12 protein-coding genes are annotated in these 17414 nt (G+C 66.4%); 9 read left to right on the forward strand and 3 right to left on the reverse strand.

What is annotated here, in order from left to right; all coding sequences use genetic code 11:
- Positions 1-29: 29 nt before the first annotated feature.
- A complete protein-coding gene (locus D7S86_RS29265) occupies positions 30-383 on the reverse strand; it encodes a hypothetical protein (protein ID WP_147432427.1) in 354 nt (117 codons plus the stop codon).
- 349 nt (positions 384-732) lie between these two features.
- Between D7S86_RS29265 and bcsD the strand changes: the two genes are divergently transcribed.
- The 9 genes from bcsD (at position 733) to D7S86_RS22680 (ending at position 15326) form a co-directional block, all read left to right on the forward strand.
- Positions 733-1242, forward strand: coding sequence for a cellulose biosynthesis protein BcsD (gene bcsD, locus D7S86_RS22640; RefSeq protein ID WP_240648355.1), 510 nt, complete (start codon positions 733-735; stop codon positions 1240-1242).
- A 26-nt stretch (positions 1243-1268) separates the two neighbouring features.
- Positions 1269-2144 carry a cellulose biosynthesis protein BcsP gene (gene bcsP, locus D7S86_RS22645; RefSeq protein WP_121089610.1) on the forward strand — a complete coding sequence of 292 codons (876 nt, stop codon included), beginning with the start codon at positions 1269-1271 and terminating at the stop codon, positions 2142-2144.
- A complete protein-coding gene (gene bcsQ, locus D7S86_RS22650; protein ID WP_121089612.1) occupies positions 2141-2941 on the forward strand; it encodes a cellulose biosynthesis protein BcsQ in 801 nt (266 codons plus the stop codon). Before bcsP ends, bcsQ begins: the two co-directional genes overlap by 4 nt.
- A gap of 136 nt (positions 2942-3077) precedes the next feature.
- On the forward strand, positions 3078-5333 hold the full coding sequence (gene bcsA, locus D7S86_RS22655; protein ID WP_240648356.1) for a UDP-forming cellulose synthase catalytic subunit: 2256 nt from the start codon (positions 3078-3080) through the stop codon (positions 5331-5333).
- Positions 5330-7891 carry a cellulose biosynthesis cyclic di-GMP-binding regulatory protein BcsB gene (gene bcsB / locus D7S86_RS22660; protein ID WP_240648357.1) on the forward strand — a complete coding sequence of 854 codons (2562 nt, stop codon included), beginning with the start codon at positions 5330-5332 and terminating at the stop codon, positions 7889-7891. The genes bcsA and bcsB overlap by 4 nt, the downstream gene beginning before the upstream one ends.
- A 170-nt stretch (positions 7892-8061) precedes the next feature.
- A complete protein-coding gene (gene bcsZ / locus D7S86_RS22665; protein WP_121089768.1) occupies positions 8062-9177 on the forward strand; it encodes a cellulose synthase complex periplasmic endoglucanase BcsZ in 1116 nt (371 codons plus the stop codon).
- Positions 9153-14234: a cellulose synthase subunit BcsC-related outer membrane protein gene (locus tag D7S86_RS22670; RefSeq protein ID WP_121089616.1), complete on the forward strand. Its 5082-nt coding sequence runs from the start codon at positions 9153-9155 to the stop codon at positions 14232-14234. Before bcsZ ends, D7S86_RS22670 begins: the two co-directional genes overlap by 25 nt.
- A 50-nt stretch (positions 14235-14284) precedes the next feature.
- Entirely contained in the window at positions 14285-14743 is a 459-nt protein-coding gene (locus tag D7S86_RS22675; RefSeq protein WP_158602054.1) for a tetratricopeptide repeat protein, read from the forward strand.
- 55 nt (positions 14744-14798) lie between these two features.
- Entirely contained in the window at positions 14799-15326 is a 528-nt protein-coding gene (locus D7S86_RS22680; RefSeq protein ID WP_121089621.1) for a hypothetical protein, read from the forward strand.
- 203 nt (positions 15327-15529) lie between these two features.
- Here the strand turns inward: D7S86_RS22680 and D7S86_RS22685 are convergent, their stop codons facing one another.
- Together D7S86_RS22685 and D7S86_RS30005 are read right to left on the reverse strand one after the other, a co-directional pair.
- Positions 15530-17242: an FAD-dependent oxidoreductase gene (locus D7S86_RS22685; protein WP_121089623.1), complete on the reverse strand. Its 1713-nt coding sequence runs from the start codon at positions 17240-17242 to the stop codon at positions 15530-15532.
- Positions 17239-17397 (reverse strand): hypothetical protein, encoded by a 159-nt coding sequence (locus tag D7S86_RS30005; RefSeq protein ID WP_205962871.1) that lies wholly within the window; start codon positions 17395-17397, stop codon positions 17239-17241. The genes D7S86_RS22685 and D7S86_RS30005 overlap by 4 nt, the downstream gene beginning before the upstream one ends.
- Between the last annotated feature and the right edge of the window lie 17 nt (positions 17398-17414).

Genomic DNA, 17414 nt, shown 5'->3' on the forward strand with positions numbered 1-17414 from the left:
GCGTCGGCCCTACGTCGCATACGCGGCAATCAATGCCCGCGTGTGCGAGTGCGTGCGGGTTCAAGTTCAAGTTCAAGCGCGAGCGCGAGCGCGATGCGTTCGCGCTTCGCAGATGCACCGGTATCCATGGATGTCGAATCGCCGTTCGCGGCGCCTGACATGATCGCCGGCGTCGCTAAGCGCCATCCCAGCGGTCCCTTGCCTGAATCCCCGATCGTCGATGTCTTTCGCTCGCCTGTTCGCATGCGTTGTGCCGCCGTGCTTCGTTCCATGTGACGATCACGATGCCTATTCATTCGCGTGCAAACATTTTGTTTAATACGAATGTTTGAATGCGCGCGTTTCGAAGCGATGCCGATCCGATGTCGCTTGCCGCGCGCCATCAATTGATTTTTTCCTAAGCGCTTTTGAGTGAAACGCTTCGCGATCGATCGATCGCTTGAGAAAATTCTTCACGCCCGGATCGTTGCGTCATTGCAAGGCCGGTAAGGCTTGCCGTTGGAGCCGGATCTTTTAATCGAACGCTCGCTTGAAACGCGATATCCAGACGCGCGTACGCGAGAACGCGCCGCACATTTTTTGTTTTGCTTCGGCACATATCTATTCCAGAATACCGGCGAGGCAGCACATAACATTGCGGACTGCGGATTTCCGTTAGATTGCGCACAATCTAAAGCGCTAAACGTCTCCGGCATGCGTTGATTTGGTGTCCGTCATGTTTTCGGATCGAAGGTGAACTCATTCATCGACCAGGACGGTATGTCGCAAATCGAAGGGATCCTTGCCTATTACGGCGAGCGTCAGGTGAGTGCGCAGTGGCGCGACATGCTTCGCGCACTTGCCGATGAATTCGACACACAGCTCGGCGTGCCCGAACTGCGCGCCTTGATGTCGCGCATCGGCGCGCGGTTCGCGCGCGCGAAGCCGCTCGGTCCGTGCGCGACGCTCGACGACGTCGAGCTTGCGCTCAATCGCGTCTGGGCCGCGCTCGATTGGGGCTGGGCCGAAATCGCCGACCTGTCCGAACATCTGAGCGTGCGCCATTTCTGCGCGCCGCTCGAAGGCGCATTCGGCGCGAACGGCGCGGTCTGGGCCAGCGCGTTTCTCGAAGGCGTCTATCAGCGATGGTTCGCCGATCTGGGCGCGGGAGACCAGCTTGCATTGCGGCAGGTCGAGCCGCCGCCGGCGATCGATGTCGGCGGCGTGGCGAAGACGTATTACGAATTTCAGCTTGCGCGGTAAACCGTTGCGCTCACTGGAGGGCGGCCATGAGCACTTCAGAAGATATTCAGAACCTGTTCGGCAAATTTGACGGCACGCCGCAGCAGTATCAGGAAGTCGCGCGCGACGATCAGGCGGGCGAGGCGCGTTCGCGCTGGCCGCTCTTGTCGTCGCTCGCGCTGAACGAAGCGGGCGATGTGCCCGAAGTCCCGGAACCGGGATCCGCGCGCGGACACGCATCGCCGCCGGTCTCCGGGCCGCTGGCGCGTACCGAACTGCCGGACGCGTTGCGTCGCCTGCCGTCGAGCGCGAACGACACCGGCGTCGGCACGCGGGCGAGTGGAGGGGCGAGTCCGGATGCCGGCGCGCGGAGCTTGCCATGGGGTCTGCAAGCGAGCGTGCAGCCGAGTGGGCAATCCAGTGTTCAATCGATCGGCACGCCGATGCCCGAGATGTCGGCCGCGCCCGCGTCGGCGTTTTCACCGCCGCGCGCGCCCGCGCCGCGTCCCGAGCCCTTGCCGTTCATGCGCGAATCGGCGCCCGCGTTTCGCGTGCGCACGGGCCCTGTCCATGCCGATGCGTCGCAGGCCCAGGCCGCGCGCGGAGCGACGGATTTTCCGCCCGTCGTCACGCCTCAAACATCGAAGCGGCGCGCGCCCGACGCGGTCGATTTCGCGCCGCCCGTCGTGCCCGTCAATCACTTCAAACCGTCGGCCTCGCCGATCACGGGTGTCGAGCCGGACCGTCGCGGCGTCATGAGCACGGAGCCGAGTCCGATCCCCTCAGGCTCGATACTCGGCAAGCTGTTCGCGCGGCCCGCCGAGCCGGAAACGTCCGCGCGCGCGGAAGGCGCGCGCGATCTGGGCTCGGTCTTCGGCCGCCTCGTGCACGGCCGGCGCGACGGCAAGCGGGAGCGCTCATGAGGACGATCGCGATCGTGTCGGCCAAGGGCGGCGTCGGCAAGACCACGGTTTGCGCGAGTCTTGCGTCGCTGCTTGCCGAACAGGGCCGGCGCGTGATCGTGCTCGATCTCGATCCCCAGAACGCGCTGCGATTCCACTTCGGCATTCCGCTCGAATTGATCGACGGCATCTCGCGCGCGACGCTCGCGGGCGAGCGTTGGGTGACGGCCTTGCAGAACGGTTCGGGCGACGTCGGCGTGCTGCCCTACGGCGCGCTCAATGAAGACGACCGGGCGACGTTCGAACGTGTCGTCGACGACGACCCCGCATGGCTGCGCAACGGACTCGAAGCCCTGCATCTCGGCGAGGACGATCTGCTCATGATCGATACGCCACCGGGACCGACGATCTATCTGAAAGCCGCGCTGTCGTATTGCGATTTCGCCGTCAACGTCGTGCTCGCCGATGCGGCGTCGTACGCGACGATCCCGGTGATGGACCGGCTCGTCGCGACGTATGCGCTGCCGCGTGCCGGATTTCGCGGCGTGGGTTACGTGATGAACCAGGTCGATCAAGGGCGGCAGCTCACGAAGGATGTCGTGCGTGTCTTGCGAAACGTGTTGGGCCATCAGGTGTATCCGGGGCTGATTCATCTCGACCAGGGCGTCAGCGAAGCGCTCGCGTACGACACGACGGTCAATCGCTACGACCCGCATTGCCAGGCGACGCAGGATCTCAAGGGCTGCGCGCAATGGCTGATGCAGACGTTCGAAGCGGCCGCGCGTCCGGACGCGCGCGAAGCCGTGAATCGGGCCTGAGGGTTGGAGGGTTCGACGCATACCGACGACGGGGGGCGCACGGGTCGTATCGGCATGCGTGGGGTTCGCGCGCAGGGGCCGCGCGCGGCGGGGTGCGTATCGATCTAGCTGGCAACCAGACAGACAGGACGGTTTCATGAGCGACGTCAACTACGACGCGGAACGCATACCGGTCGATCTCGCCGGCGATATCGACCCGGGCGAGCGCAGAAGCCGCTCCGATACCGCATTGATGCGCTTGAGCGCCGGGATCGTGTTCGCGCTGGCGCCTTTGCGATGGGCCGTCATCGCGCTGTGCGTCGTGCTCTGTTATTTCGTCATCGTCGTGCCGCTCGAATTCGAGGCACAGGTCGGGCTCTCGATCGCGTTCTGGCTGCTCGCGATCTTCATGCGCAGACAGCGCAGCCATATCGCGACGCTCGTCATGATGGCGCTCTCGATGATCGTATCGAGCCGCTATATGTTCTGGCGCCTGACCGAGACGACGCATTGGGAGCGGCCGTTCGACGCGCTCTGCGGCATCATCCTCGTGAGCGCCGAGTGCTATACGTTCCTCGTGCTCATGCTCGGCTATTTCCAGACCGCATGGCCGCTGCGCCGCAAACCGGTTCCGCTGCCCTCCGATCGAAACGCGTGGCCCACGATCGATGTGTTCATCCCGACGTACAACGAGCCGCTCGCGGTCGTCAAACCGACCGTCTATGCAGCGATCGCGCTCGACTATCCGGCCGACAAACTCCGCATCCATGTGCTCGACGACGGCCGCCGGCCCGAATTCAAGGCCTTTTGCGAGCAGGTCGGCGTCAACTGGACGATCCGCAGCCACAACCGTCACGCGAAGGCCGGCAATATCAACGAGGCGCTGAAGATCACCGACGGCGAATATCTCGCGATTTTCGATTGCGATCACATTCCCACGCGCTCGTTCCTGCAGATCACGCTCGGCTGGTTCCTTCGCGATCACAAGCTCGCGATGCTCCAGATGCCGCATCACTTCTTCTCGGCCGATCCGTTCGAGAAGAATCTCGGCACGTTCCGCAAGGTGCCGAACGAGGGCGAGTTGTTCTACGGCCTCGTGCAGGACGGCAACGATCTCTGGAACGCGACGTTCTTCTGCGGCTCGTGCGCGGTCTTGCGCCGCGCGCCCGTCATGGAGATCGGCGGCATCGCGATCGAGACCGTGACCGAAGACGCGCATACGGCGCTCAAACTGCATCGGCGCGGCTACTCGACCGCCTATCTCGCGATCGCGCAGGCCGCCGGACTCGCGACCGAGAGTCTGTCGGGGCATATCGGTCAGCGCATCCGTTGGGCGCGCGGCATGACGCAGATCTTCCGGACCGACAATCCGCTGACCGGCAAGGGCCTCAATCTCGGGCAACGGCTCTGTTATCTGAACGCGATGCTGCACTTCCTCTACGGCATTCCGCGGCTCGTGTTCCTGACCGCGCCGCTCACGTACCTGTTCTTCGGCGCGCACGTGATCCAGGCGTCCGCGTGGCTGATCGCCGCCTATGCGTTGCCCCATATGTTCCACGCGAACATCACGAACTCACGCATGCAGAACAAATTCCGTCATTCGTTCTGGGCCGAGGTCTACGAATCGGTGCTTGCGTCGTACATCACGGCGCCGACGCTGATGGCGCTGATCAATCCGAAGCTCGGCAAATTCAATGTGACGGCCAAGGGCGGACGCATCGAGGAAGGGTATTTCGACTGGCACATCTCGCGGCCGTACCTGATCCTGCTCGCGTTGAATCTCGCGGGCTTCGCGGTCGGCGCGACGCATCTGTTCATCGCGGGTCGCCAGGATTCGGGCACGACCTTGATGAACCTGGCCTGGACCTCGTACAACATGATGATTCTCGGCGCGAGCGTCGCGGCCGCGAGCGAGGTCCGGCAAGTCCGCGACAACCATCGCGTGATGATGACGATCCGCGCGATGCTGCGCTTCGCGAACGGCCGCACGCTCGCGTGCGAGACGATCGACTACTCCGAAGGCGGCGTCGCGATCCGCATTCCGCCGGGCATCACGATTCCGCTGCATGAGGAGGTCCACGTCTCGCTGTTTCGCGGCGACGAAGAGTTCGTGTTTCCCGCGGTCATCGTGTTCTCGCAAAGCGAGCGGGTCGGCGTGCGCTTCACGACGTTGACGCCGCAGCAGGAACTCGATTTCGTGCAGAGCACGTTCTCGCGCGCCGATGCATGGACGGACTGGGCCAAGGACCGCAAGCCCGATACGCCGTTGCGCGGACTCTGGCACGTGCTGCGCGTCGGCATGGGCGGCATGGTCCAGCTGTTCGGGCATATCTGGACCGACGTGTCCAAGATCGGCAGGCGCACATCGCGCGCATCCGACAAAAGCAAACTCGACACCGGAAGCTCACGATGAGCGACGCACGCGTGATGGGGCACGGGGGGATGGCGCGTCGGCGGCACAGGCTCGGCGCGCGCGCCATCGCCTGCGTGCTCGCGGGGCTCGGCGTGCTGTCGATCGCACAGGCCGCGACGCCGGCATCGGGCAATGCGCCCGATCCCGAACAGGCCGCGCCGGCCGTGCGCAAGGCGGCCACGTCGCGCGTGGCGAGCGCGCCGGGCGTGCCGAGTCTATCGAGCACACCCGCCGCGATCCTCGGCACCGATACATCGACTGCGCCGCTCGCGCCGCCGGTGCCGCCGCCCGGCGATGCGCGGCCGTTCGATCCGAACGCGACGCCGCTGCCGATGTTCGCGACGCCCGTGCCCGACGGCTCGCGTCTCGTCAGCGATCGCGTGCCGACCACGCGCGACGATGCGAACACGCCCTCGGGCGGCCGTCAGGCGGTCCTCACGTTCAAGCAGCTCGGCGCGCTCGACCCGTTGCAGTTGCGCGGCGTCGAAGGCCAAAGCGGCGTGCCGTTTTCGGTGCGTGCCGACGAGGTCGTCACGGCCGCGACGCTGCATCTGATCTACAGCTATTCGCCGTCGCTGCTGCCCGACATCTCGCATCTGAAAGTCATCGTCAACGGCGAACCGGCCGCGACGCTGCCGTTGCCGAAGACACAGGGCGGCATGCTGCTCGAACGCGACGTTCCCGTCGAGCCGCGTCTGCTGACCGAATTCAATCACGTGAATATCCAGCTCGTCGGGCACTACACGAAGGGGTGCGAAGACCCCGCGAGCAGTGCGTTATGGGCGACCATCAGCAACGAGAGCGCGTTGCATCTGACGTTCCAGTCGCTGCCGACGCGCGCCGATCTCGCGCAACTGCCGTTGCCGTTTTTCGATCGGCGCGATGTACGCCGGCTCGAATTGCCGATCGTGATGCCCGGGCAACCCGATCCGGGACTGCTCGAAGCGGCGGGCATCGTCGCGTCGCACTTCGGATCGCTCGCGGGGTATCGCGGCGCGCTGTTCCCCGCGTTCCTCGATCAATTGCCGCCGACGGGCAACGCGGTCGTCTTCGCGACCGCGTCCGCGAAACCGGCCAATGTCGACATTCCGCCCATCACGGGGCCGACGTTGTCGATCATCGATCGGCCCGGGGATGTGCGCGGCAAGCTGCTGCTCGTGCTGGGCCGCGACGATGCGGAACTCAAGACGGCCGCGACCGTGCTCGGCATCGGGCAGGCGACGCTGTCCGGACCGACCGCCGTCGTCACGCAACTCGACGATCTCAAGCCGCGCGAGCCTTACGACGCGCCGAACTGGGTGCCGAGCGACCGGCCCGTGCGATTCGGCGAACTCGCGCCGGCGCGCGATCTGAGCGTCACGGGCTATGGCGCCGACGCGGTCCGCGTGACCGTGCGCGTCGCGCCGGACCTGTTCGGCTGGCATAGCCGCGGCGTGCCGATCGACCTGCGCTACCGCTATACGCCGCGTCCCGTGGCCGACAAGTCGTCGCTCAACATCAGCGTCAACAACGACTTCGTGCAGGCGATCCGGATTCCCGCACAAACGGCCGTCGGATCGGATTTGAGCCGGTGGGTGAGCCGCTTTCTGCCGGATCCGTCGACGACCGCGCGCCGCACCGTCTATGTGCCGCCGCATCTGCTCGCGTCGCAGGCACAGTTGCGGTTTCACTTCTACTACGAGATTCCGAAGACGGGCGAGTGCCAGGGCACGTATGTCGATAACGTCGAGGGCGCGATCGATCCGGGTTCGACGATCGATCTGTCGTCGTATCCGCACTATATGGCGCTGCCCGATCTCGCCGCGTTCTCGACGAGCGGTTTTCCGTTCACGCGGATGGCCGATTTGTCCCAGACCGCGGTCGTGCTGCCCGATCACGCGGGCGCGCTCGACTACAGCATGTATTTCGCGCTCATGGGGCGCATGGGCGATTCGACGGGATACCCCGTGTCGGGTGTGAACGTCACGCATGCGGAGTCCGTCGATGCCGACGCCGACAAGGACCTCATCGTGATCGGCGCGCCCGCGAATCAGCCCTTGTTCGAGAAGTGGAAATCGCATATGCCGTTCTCGCGCACGGGGCAGGCGAGCACGTTCCCGGTGTCGGACATCGCGTTCCGTCTCGTCGATTGGTGGCGCGGCGCCGGACACGAGGCGCATGCGGTCAAGCGCGGCGATCTCTCGCTGATCAACGACAACAGCGGCGCGCTCATGATGGGATTCGAATCGCCGCTGCGTTCGGAACGCAGTGTCGTCGCGATCGTGATGTCCGATGCGAATACGTCGTACGACATCACGCGCGCGTTGATGGACCCGGACCTCGTGAGCCAGATTCAGGGCGGTCTCGACGTGATCCACGGCAAGACGATCACGCCCGTCTCGAACGGCGAGATCTATTACGTCGGCCAGCTCCCGCCGATCCAGTATCTGCGTTGGGCGATGTCCGAGCACCCGTGGATGCTCGTCATCTGCGGCGCGCTCGCTGCCGTGCTGCTCGCGGCGCTGATGTACCGGACCTTGCGTGGTATTGCGATCCGGCGTTTGAAGGATGACGCATGAGGCTGCATCGCGCGGCCGCGTGCGCATGCGCGCGTCTCGACGCGCATGCCGCGGCGCGCGTCGAGGTGCGAGGCGATCGGTGTATCGAGGGGCATGTCGAGCCGCGCATCGAGGCGCGTGTCCAGCGGTGTGTCGATGTGCGCGCCGGACTGCGCAGGGTTGCGCTCGCGATGGCCGGCGCGATCGCGGGACTGTCGGGCGCGGCGCATGCCGCGCCGTGCGCGTGGCCGCAATACGACGCGTGGCTCGCGAAGGTCATGCAGAACGACGGGCGCGCGCTCGACGTCGATACGAAGCGGCGGCAATCGACATCGGAGGGACAGTCGTATGCGATGTTCTTCGCGCTCGTCGCGAACGATCGCGCGACGTTCGACCGCGCGCTCGACTGGACGCGGCGCAATCTCGCGGGCGGCGTGTTCGGTCCCGACGGCGCGCATCTGCCCGCATGGCAGTGGGGTCGTCGCGACGACGGAAACGACGGGGTCGTCGATCCGAACTCGGCGTCCGATTCGGATCTCTGGCTCGCGTATGACTTGCTCGAAGCAGGACGTCTGTGGCGCGAGAGCGGATATACGCGGACCGCGCTCGCGCTGATGAGCCAGATCCGCGCGAACGAGACGGTGGCATTGCCGGGTGTCGGGACGATGCTGTTGCCGGGATCGAGCGGGTTCTATCAGAACGGCGTGGCGCGGGTCAATCCGAGCTATACGCCGGCGTTCGTGTTGCGGCGCCTTGCGCTCGAGGATCCGCAGGGACCGTGGACCGCGATCGCGACGAATGCGACCGAGATGATGCGGATCGTCTCGCCGCGCGGTTATGCGCCCGACTGGGCCGCGTTTCGCGTGGGACAGGGCTATGTCGTCGATCCGGTCGCGGGCGACGCGGGCAGCTATGACGCGATCCGCACGTATCTGTGGGCCGCGTTGACCGCGCGCGGCGATCCGCTCGGCGCGCGGCAGCTCGCGATACTCGGCGGCATGCGTGCCGCGTTCGATGCGACGGCCGCGTTGCCCGAGCGCGTCGCGACCTTGACGGGTGTCGTCAGCGGTACGGCGCCCGTGGGTTTCTGGGCCGCGTTGCTGCCGTATTTCAACGCGTTCAGCGATGCACGCGGCATCGCGGCCGCGCAGCAGCATCTCGCGAGCGATTTCGCGCAGGCGCGCTATTACGACCGCGCGTTGGCGCTGTTCGGAACCGGGGCGTTCGAACAGCGGTATCGATTCGATGTTCAAGGGCGGCTCGAGCCGCGCTGGGAGGCAGCATGCCAGTCCGACAACGCACGCTGATCGTCGCGCTCTACGCGGCGCTGCAGACGTGCGGCGGGTTCACGCCGACATACGCGGCCGAGCAGGGCGACGCGCTCGCCGTGCTGATCGCGCAGGGCAAATACTGGCAGAACCACCAGCGCGGCGATCTCGCCGAGCAGGCGTGGCGCAAGGTGCTGCGCATCGATCCGAAGCAGCCCGATGCGCTCTACGGCATGGGCGTCGTCGAAGCCGATCGCAAGCAGATGCCCGAGGCGCAGGAGTATCTGCTGCAATTGCGCGACGCGTCGCCGAACGATCCGCGTATCGACGATCTCGCGAGCCGTCTCGGCGAGAGCACGCCGCGTTCGTCCGCGATCGATCAGGCGCGGCGGCTTGCCGGACAGGGCCAGGCACAGGCCGCGGTGCAGCGTTACCAGGACGCGATCGCAAAAGGCGGCGCGGTGTCGCCCGAGCTCGCGCTCGAGTATTACCAGTCGCTGGGTGCGACGCCCGCGGGCTATGACGAGGCGCGTCGCGGCATGGAGGCGCTCGCGAAGGCGCATCCCGACGACCCGCGCTATGCGCTCGCGCTCGCGCAGCATTTGACGTATCGCGAAGCGACGCGCCGCGAGGGCATCGCGCAGTTGGCGAAGCTCGCGGGCTCGCCCGACGTCGGCCAGACCGCGCGCACGAGCTGGCGTCAGGCCTTGCTCTGGCTCGGCGGCCGCGCTTCGGACGAGCCGCTGTATCAGGCGTATCTGCAGACGAACCCGAACGACGCGGCGGTCAAGGCACGGTACGACGCGCTTGCCGCGCAGGAAGCCGCCGCGCGCGAACGCGCCGCGATCGGCGCTGCGCAGAGCGCCCGCGGACGCGCGGTCGCCGAGGGATTCGACGCCGCGCAAGACAACGATCTCGCGACGGCCGAGGCGCGTTTCCAGAGCGTGCTCAAGACCACGCCGAACGACGGCGACGCGCTCGGCGGCATGGGTGTCGTGCGGCTCAAGCAGGAGAAGTTCGGCGAAGCGCGGCGCTATCTCGAACGCGCGATGCAGGCGGGCAATCCGGGGCGATGGCGCGATGCGCTCAAGAGCGCGACGTATTGGGACGACGTCAGCGCGGGCCTCGGCGCGCGGAGCAACGGCGAGATCGAGCAGGCGAAGTCGATGTTCGAGAAGGCCATCACGGTCGATCCGAGCGAGGTGACCGCGCAGAATCTGCTCGGCGATACGTTGCTGAGCGCGGGCGATCCGCGCGCCGCCGAGGCCGCATACCGGATGGTGTTGCGGCGTCAGGCCGACAATCCCGATGCGATACGCGGTCTCGTCGGCGCGCTGGCCGCGCAGGGGCGCGGGCAGGAGGCGATGCAGTTCGCCGATCAATTGACCGAGGAGCAGCGCGAGAAAGTCGGCGGCATCAGCAAGCTCAAGGCGCAGGCCGAACAGGCCGATGCGCGCAATGCCGAGGCGCGCGGCGATCTCGGCACGGCGCGCAGCCTGCTCGAGGACGCGTTGCTCAACGACCCCGAGAATCCGTGGATGCGGCTCGATCTCGGGCGCATCTACGTGAAGCTGGGCGCGACGGGCAGCGCGCGGAGTCTGATGGACGGGCTGCTCGCCGCGCATCCCGATTCGCCCGATGTGCTTTACGCGGCCGCGTTGCTCGCGGCCGAGACGCAGGACTGGAACAGCGGCCTCCTGCTGTTGCAGCGGATTCCGCCCGCGCAGCGCACGGGCGATATGACGACGCTTCAGCATCGGCTCTGGGTGCATGCGCAGGCGGACAGTGCGGCCGCGCTCGCGGATCGCGGCCAGATCGGCGCGGCGCGCGCGACGCTCGCGAACGCCGAGCCGGTCGCGGGCAACGATCCGGAACTCATCTCGACGCTGGCGAGCGCGTACGCGAAGATCGGCGACACCGGACATGCGCTCGCGCTCATGCGCGCCGTGCTCGCGCGATCGTCGCGGCCCGATGCGGGGTTGTTGCTTCAATACGCGGGCGTGTTGTTGTCGACGCAACAGGAGACCGAGCTCGTGTCGGTGCTCCAGCGTCTCGCTTCGATGCCGTTGTCGGCCGAGCAGCGTCAGGGGCTCAGCAACATCAATATGGCCGTCGCGTTGCGGCGCGCCGACGCGTTGCGCGTGAAGGGCGATCTTGCCGATGCGTTCGAAGCGATCTCGCCCGCGCTCGCCGTGCGTCCCGACGACCCCGAACTGCAGAGCGCGCTCGGCCGCATGTATGCGTCGGCGGGACAGCCCGGGCAAGCGCTCAAATGCTTCGAACGGTCGCTCGATGTGCGGCCCAACGATCTGAATACGCTGATGTCCGCGGTCGGCGCGGGCACGGCGAATCACGACTGGCCGACCGCGAACCGATTGATGCAGAACGCGTTGCAGATCGCGCCGGACAATCCGCGCGTGCTCGCGACGGGCGGACGTCTGTATCACGCGCAGGGTCGCAATGTGCTCGCGGCCGAGTATTTCCGGCGATCGTTGATTGCGGAGAACGCGCCCGTCGGCGGCGTCAACGGTCCGCTCGATCTGCGGCTTGTCGGCCGCGGATGGGACGCATCGTTGAGCGGGGGCACGGCGCCCGTGCTCAATCCGTTCATCGGCATACGCGGCCCCGATATGAGCGCGACGACGCAAAGCGCGCCGTCCGCCGCGGGCGGCGGCGCGTATGGCTATTCGCAGATGCCCGCGCAGGCGCCGGCCGTTGCGCCGTATTCGACGGCCCCTTATCCGACACAGACCATGCCTTACACACCGCCGCCTGCTCCGCCCGCGCCGTACGTGACGCCGTCGCCGGGGCAGTACAACACGCTGGGGCCGCGCTCGTCGCTGACGGTGCCGTCGGCCGGATATGGGCCCGATGCGAATGGGGCGTCCGATTCGGGCGGGGGCGAGGCGGCGCCGGGTGACGGAGGCGCGGGCTCTGCCGGCGGGCAGGGGGATCAAGCGGCGAACTATCAGGCGTATCCGAACCAGCCGGCCGCGTATACCCAGGCGCCGCAGGTGCCCGCGGGCGTGGCGTCGCAAGTGCAGGCGGGGACCGTGTATCCGTCGCAGTCACAGATACGCGCGCCCGCCGCGCAGACCTATCCGAACCCGGGACAGCAGGCGCAGCCCGCGCAGCCGTGGGGCGGCGTGAATCAGCCGAATGCGGCGGCATATGCGCAACCGATGGTGCCGGTGCCGAGCGCGCCGCAAGTCGTCGCGCCGCCGACGCCGGCTCAGCAGGCGTATGCGCAGCAACAGGCGCAGGGCTACGTGCCCGTGCCCGCGTATCCGGCCGTGCCTCAGCAGCCAGGATATGCGCCGGGGTATGGGCCCGGTTATGCGCAGGCCGGATATCCGCAACCGGGGTATGCACAAGGGTACGCGCCGGGATATGTGCCGCAACCCGCGCCGTGGCCCGCGCAGGGGGCGCCCGGATACTATGCGCCGGCTCAGCCCGTGCCGAACGCGGCCGCGCCGTCGAGCACGGCCAAATCGACGAAGACCGCGAAGAGCAAGAAGACGGCGCAGCCTGCCCAGGCCTATGCGCAATATGCGCAGCAAGGGTATGCGCAGCCCGGGTATCCGCAGGCGGGGTATGTTCAGCCGGGCTATGCGCAGCCCGCGTATGGAGGCTATCCGCAACAGGGTTATGCGGCGCCGTATCCGCAGCAAGGCTACGGCGCGCCTGCGCCGCAACCGTATCCTCAGCAAGCGTATGCGCAGCAGGGGTATCCCCAGCAGGCCGCGCCGGGGTATGCGCCGCAACAGCCCGTCTATATGCAGCAGCAGGCGCCCGCGCCGAGTCTTTCGACGGCGTCGTCGGCGAACGCGGCCATTGCGTCGGCCTTGCCCGATACGAGTCCGAGCCGGATACAGATCGGCGCGCCGCCGCCGAATACGCCGGTCAGCGTGCAGGACGAGCTCGATCAGATCAATCGCGAGCAGGCGAGCACGGTCGGCGGGGGATTGAGCTTCCGCAATCGCGACGGCACGACGGGGCTGTCGTCGCTGACCGACATCGAGGCGCCGATCGAAGGACGCGTGAGCACAGGCGACGGGCATGTCGTGATTCGCGCGACGCCCGTCTATCTCGACGCGGGGACGCCCGATACGACGATCTACACGCGAAGCCAGTTCGGCACGGGTCTCGCGAGTCCGACGCAGGCGGTCGCGGTGGGCTCGCAGAGCGCGACGGGGACCGGTTTGTCGATCGGGTATCAGTCGCGGTCGTGGGCGCTCGACGTGGGTTCGACGCCGCTCGGCTTCCATTACACGAACATTACGGGCGACATCACGTATCACGGGGCGGTCAACGATCTCGTGTCGTATCAGCTTGCCGCGACGCGCCAGCCCGTGACGGACAGCCTGTTGTCGTACGCGGGCGCATACGACGCGCGTTCGGGCACGTGGTGGGGCGGCGTCATGAGCAGCGGCGCGCGTGCGCAGATCGGCTGGGATGACGGCACGAACGGCGCGTATGTGTATGGGTCGTTCAACTATCTGAACGGCAATGACGTCGAGACCAATACGCGCGCCGAAGGCGGCGGCGGGTTCTATACGCACCTGATCAACGCGATCGACGAATCGTTCACGGCGGGCGTCAACGCGATGTTCTTCGGGTACAACAAGAATCTGAGCGGCTTTACGGTGGGACAGGGCGGGTATTTCAGTCCGCAGACCTATGTCGCGTTGAACATTCCGTTCGACTACTACGGACGCACGGGCGATCTCACGTATCGCGTCAACGGGTCGCTTGGCGTCCAGCATTTCAACGAGGATTCGACGCCGTATTTCCCGAACAATGCGCAGGATCAGGCGGGCGCAGAGCAGGCGGCGGCCGCGTCCGTCGCGGATAACCCGGGGCTGACGGCCACGTTGCCGAGTCAGTCGAAGACGGGGGTGCGGTACAACCTGCTGGGCGTCGTCGAGTATCAGCTTGCGCCGCAGTTGTTCGTCGGCGGCGTGGGCGGCGTCGATAACGCGAGTGACTATCGGCAGTGGTATGCGTCGGTCTATATGCGGTATGCGTTTTCGCGTCAGGCAGGCGCGCCGCTGTTGCCGCCGACGCCGGTCGTCACGCCGTATCCGCAGAATTGAGCGTGGACGCGCGCGTCTTGAAGCGTATCGCGGCGCTATGGATGGTGGGGATGCTGGGCGTCGCCGGCGCGTGTGTCGCCGATGCGCAGACGCCGACGGCGGATGCCGATGCGCGTCTCACCGAGGTGCCATGGGGCGGCAATGACGCGCCGAGCGATCAATCGGCGGTGGGTCAGCTCATCGATGCCGGGCGCGCGGCCCTGGCGGCCGGCGATGCGCAGGCCGCCGCGCAGCGTTTCAGCGCGGCGCTCAGGCAGGCGCCCGACGATCCGGCGTTGCTGAACAATCTTGCGACGGCGCGTGCGATGCTCGGCGATACGGACGGAGCCTTGCAGTTGCTGCGGCGCGCGGTCGCGATCGCGCCCGATCGTACGGATATTCGGAACAATCTGCGGACCCTGACGGACTGGATGCAACGCCAAACCCCCGGACTCTTCGACGATAATGCCGTCGACGGCGACCGCGCTTCAGGTCGTCAAGGCGTCACATCGGGCGTGCAACCTTGGTAGTTTCGACAAGAAGAAAACGTTTCAAGAGAAGAATACGGGGGTCAATGTGGCAGGGATGAAGAAGGCGTCGCGCGGTCTGCGCGGCGCGGCGGTCAAGGCATGGGCGTGTGCGGCGATCGCACTGGGCGGATCGAGCGTGGCGGGGTCGGCCCAGGCGGCGGACTGGTGCGGTGGGGGGCTCTGGCTCGACGGCATGGTGGCCGCGTATCACATCAATCCGAAGGAACACTTCAACGATTTCAATCCGGGTCTCGGGCTCGAGTGCTGGGTCAACAATAATTGGGCGGTCACGGGCGGGGAGTTCCGCAATTCGCTCGATCGACCGTCGTGGTACGGCGGTGGTATATGGTCGCCGGATCTGCTGACCTGGGGGTATGCCCGCATCGCCGTGATGGGCGGGATCATTTCGGGCTACAACTACGGGAACTGGGGATTGGGCCGCAATCATACGATCGGCCCCGTCGTCGCGCCGATTCTGATGACGCATTACGGCAAGGTCGGCATCAACTTCATCCTGGTCCCGCCGATTCATTCGGATAATTTGCCGGCCACGGTGGGGTTTATGTTGAGGTATCGGTTTTAAGGGCGGGCTGATGTGCCCTGGTTTTCCGGTCCGTTTCCGATGTTCGTCGGCGACCGTTAAACGCCCGGGGTTTTCCCTTGCACCACCCTCTGTCGGGCGAAGACGGCGGCCGAGACGGATCCTGGCATTCAAAGCGCCGGCCGACATATTGCCTGCCGTGTCGCAGTGACCGCCTGAATCCGCCTCACGGGTCCGCGCGAGGATTAGCGAGAATCCGAACTACGATGGGCCGCGTGGCGGCCCGCAATTCTGCCGAACGTCAGCGCGGGTCCGAGCGTGATGCCCGGCGCCGGATATTCGCCGCCCATCACGCTCTGCATGTCGTTGCCCGCGGCGTAGAGGCCCGGTATGGGTTGCCCGCTCGCGTCGAGCGCTTGCGCGTGCTCGTTGCAACGGATACCGCATGCCGTGCCGATATCGCCGGCATAGACCTTCACCGCGTAGAACGGTCCCTGCCGCAAGGGCCCCAGGCAGGCGTTCGGCTTCTGGCCCGGATCGCCGAGATAGCGGTTGTAGGCCGTGCTGCCCTTGCCGAACTCGAGATCCTCGTTCGCCTCCGCATACCGGTTGAAGCGGTCGACGGAGTCGGCGAGCCCCTTCGCATCGATACCGAGTTGCGCGGCGAGCCCATCGAGCGTGTCGGCACGATAGAGGTAACCCGCACGGATCAGATGTTCGCGCGGCCGGCCGCCCGGCAGTGCGAGACCCAGACCCCAGCGCTCCATGAACGGGCTGTCGCAGACGAGGAACGCCGGCACGGTCGGCACCGTCTGATGCGAGCGATACATGCCGAGCACGAACTCGTGATACGACGACGACTCGTTGACGAAGCGCCGGCCCGCCGCATTCACGGCCATCAAGCCCGGCTTCGCACGGTCCCAGACGAGATGGGGATAGCGCACCTGCGTGCCGTCCGCGCGTTCGAGAATCGACACGGGAGCCCAGAACGCCGGCGACACGTGATCGGTGCCGATCGTCGCACCGGCCGCGCACGCGATGTCGATGCCTTCGCCCACATTCGTTTTGGGGAACATCGACCAGGGACCGGTCGGCTCCGGGTAGAGCTGCTTGCGCAGCTTCTCGCTCCACGCGAAACCACCGGTCGCGACGACCACGCCGCGCTTCGCGCGGATGCGCACCACGCGGCCCGCGCGTTCGATCTGGGCCCCCGTGACTTGCCCGTCACTCGTGACAAGCGATTTGAGGCTCGCGTTGAGCCAGTAGTCGATGCGCCGGTCGAGCAATGTCTTGAACAAGCGTGCCGCGAGCGCATTGCCGAGCACGAGTCGCGTGCCGCGGTGATAGCCGCGCAGACGGTCCGAGAAGAAACGCAACACGAGCTTCATGCTGGCCTTCCACGACGCAAACGTGCGCATGGCCGCGAGCAAATGATTCGCGTCGGTCATCGTGATCATCATGCCGCCGAGCACCATGAATTCAGGCAGCGGATCGCGCAGTTCGCGGAAATGCTTGCCGAGCAGGCGGCCGTCGAACATCAGCGGATCCATCGAGCGGCCGCCGAGCGCCGCGCCTTCGCGGTCGGGATGGTAATCGGGCGAATACGCGCGCGCGGCGAGCTTGACCTCCGAGTGCTTGTCGAGAAACTCCACGGCCTCGGCGCACGCATTGAGATAGGCGCGCTGCATGTCCTCGGGCGCGGCATTGCCGACCGTGTTCTGCATATACGTCCAGACCTTCTCGAACGTATCGGGGTGTCCCACGCGCGCGCTCTGCGAATTGAGCGGCGCCCAGACGGCGCCGCCGGACACCGCGGTCGCGCCGCCGATCCGGTCCGTCTTTTCGAGGACGAGCACCGAGCTGCCCTCGATCTGCGCGGTGATCGCCGCGGCCATGCCGCCGGCGCCGGCGCCGATCACGAGGACGTCGACTTCATGGTCCCATTGCGTCGCTGTCATGACACGGTCCCTCCGAGCGACTTGCCGCCGTCGATGAACACCACTTGGCCCGTGATGAAACCCATCAATCCATCTCGCGCGAGACGCTCGACCGTCGCCAGCCCCATGCCACTCGCGCCGCGCGTAACGAGCGCGACCGCTTGATTTGTACTCATTGTTTCCTCTATGACGC

This window comes from Pararobbsia silviterrae, from assembly GCF_003628125.1.
Lineage (GTDB): Bacteria > Pseudomonadota > Gammaproteobacteria > Burkholderiales > Burkholderiaceae > Pararobbsia > Pararobbsia silviterrae.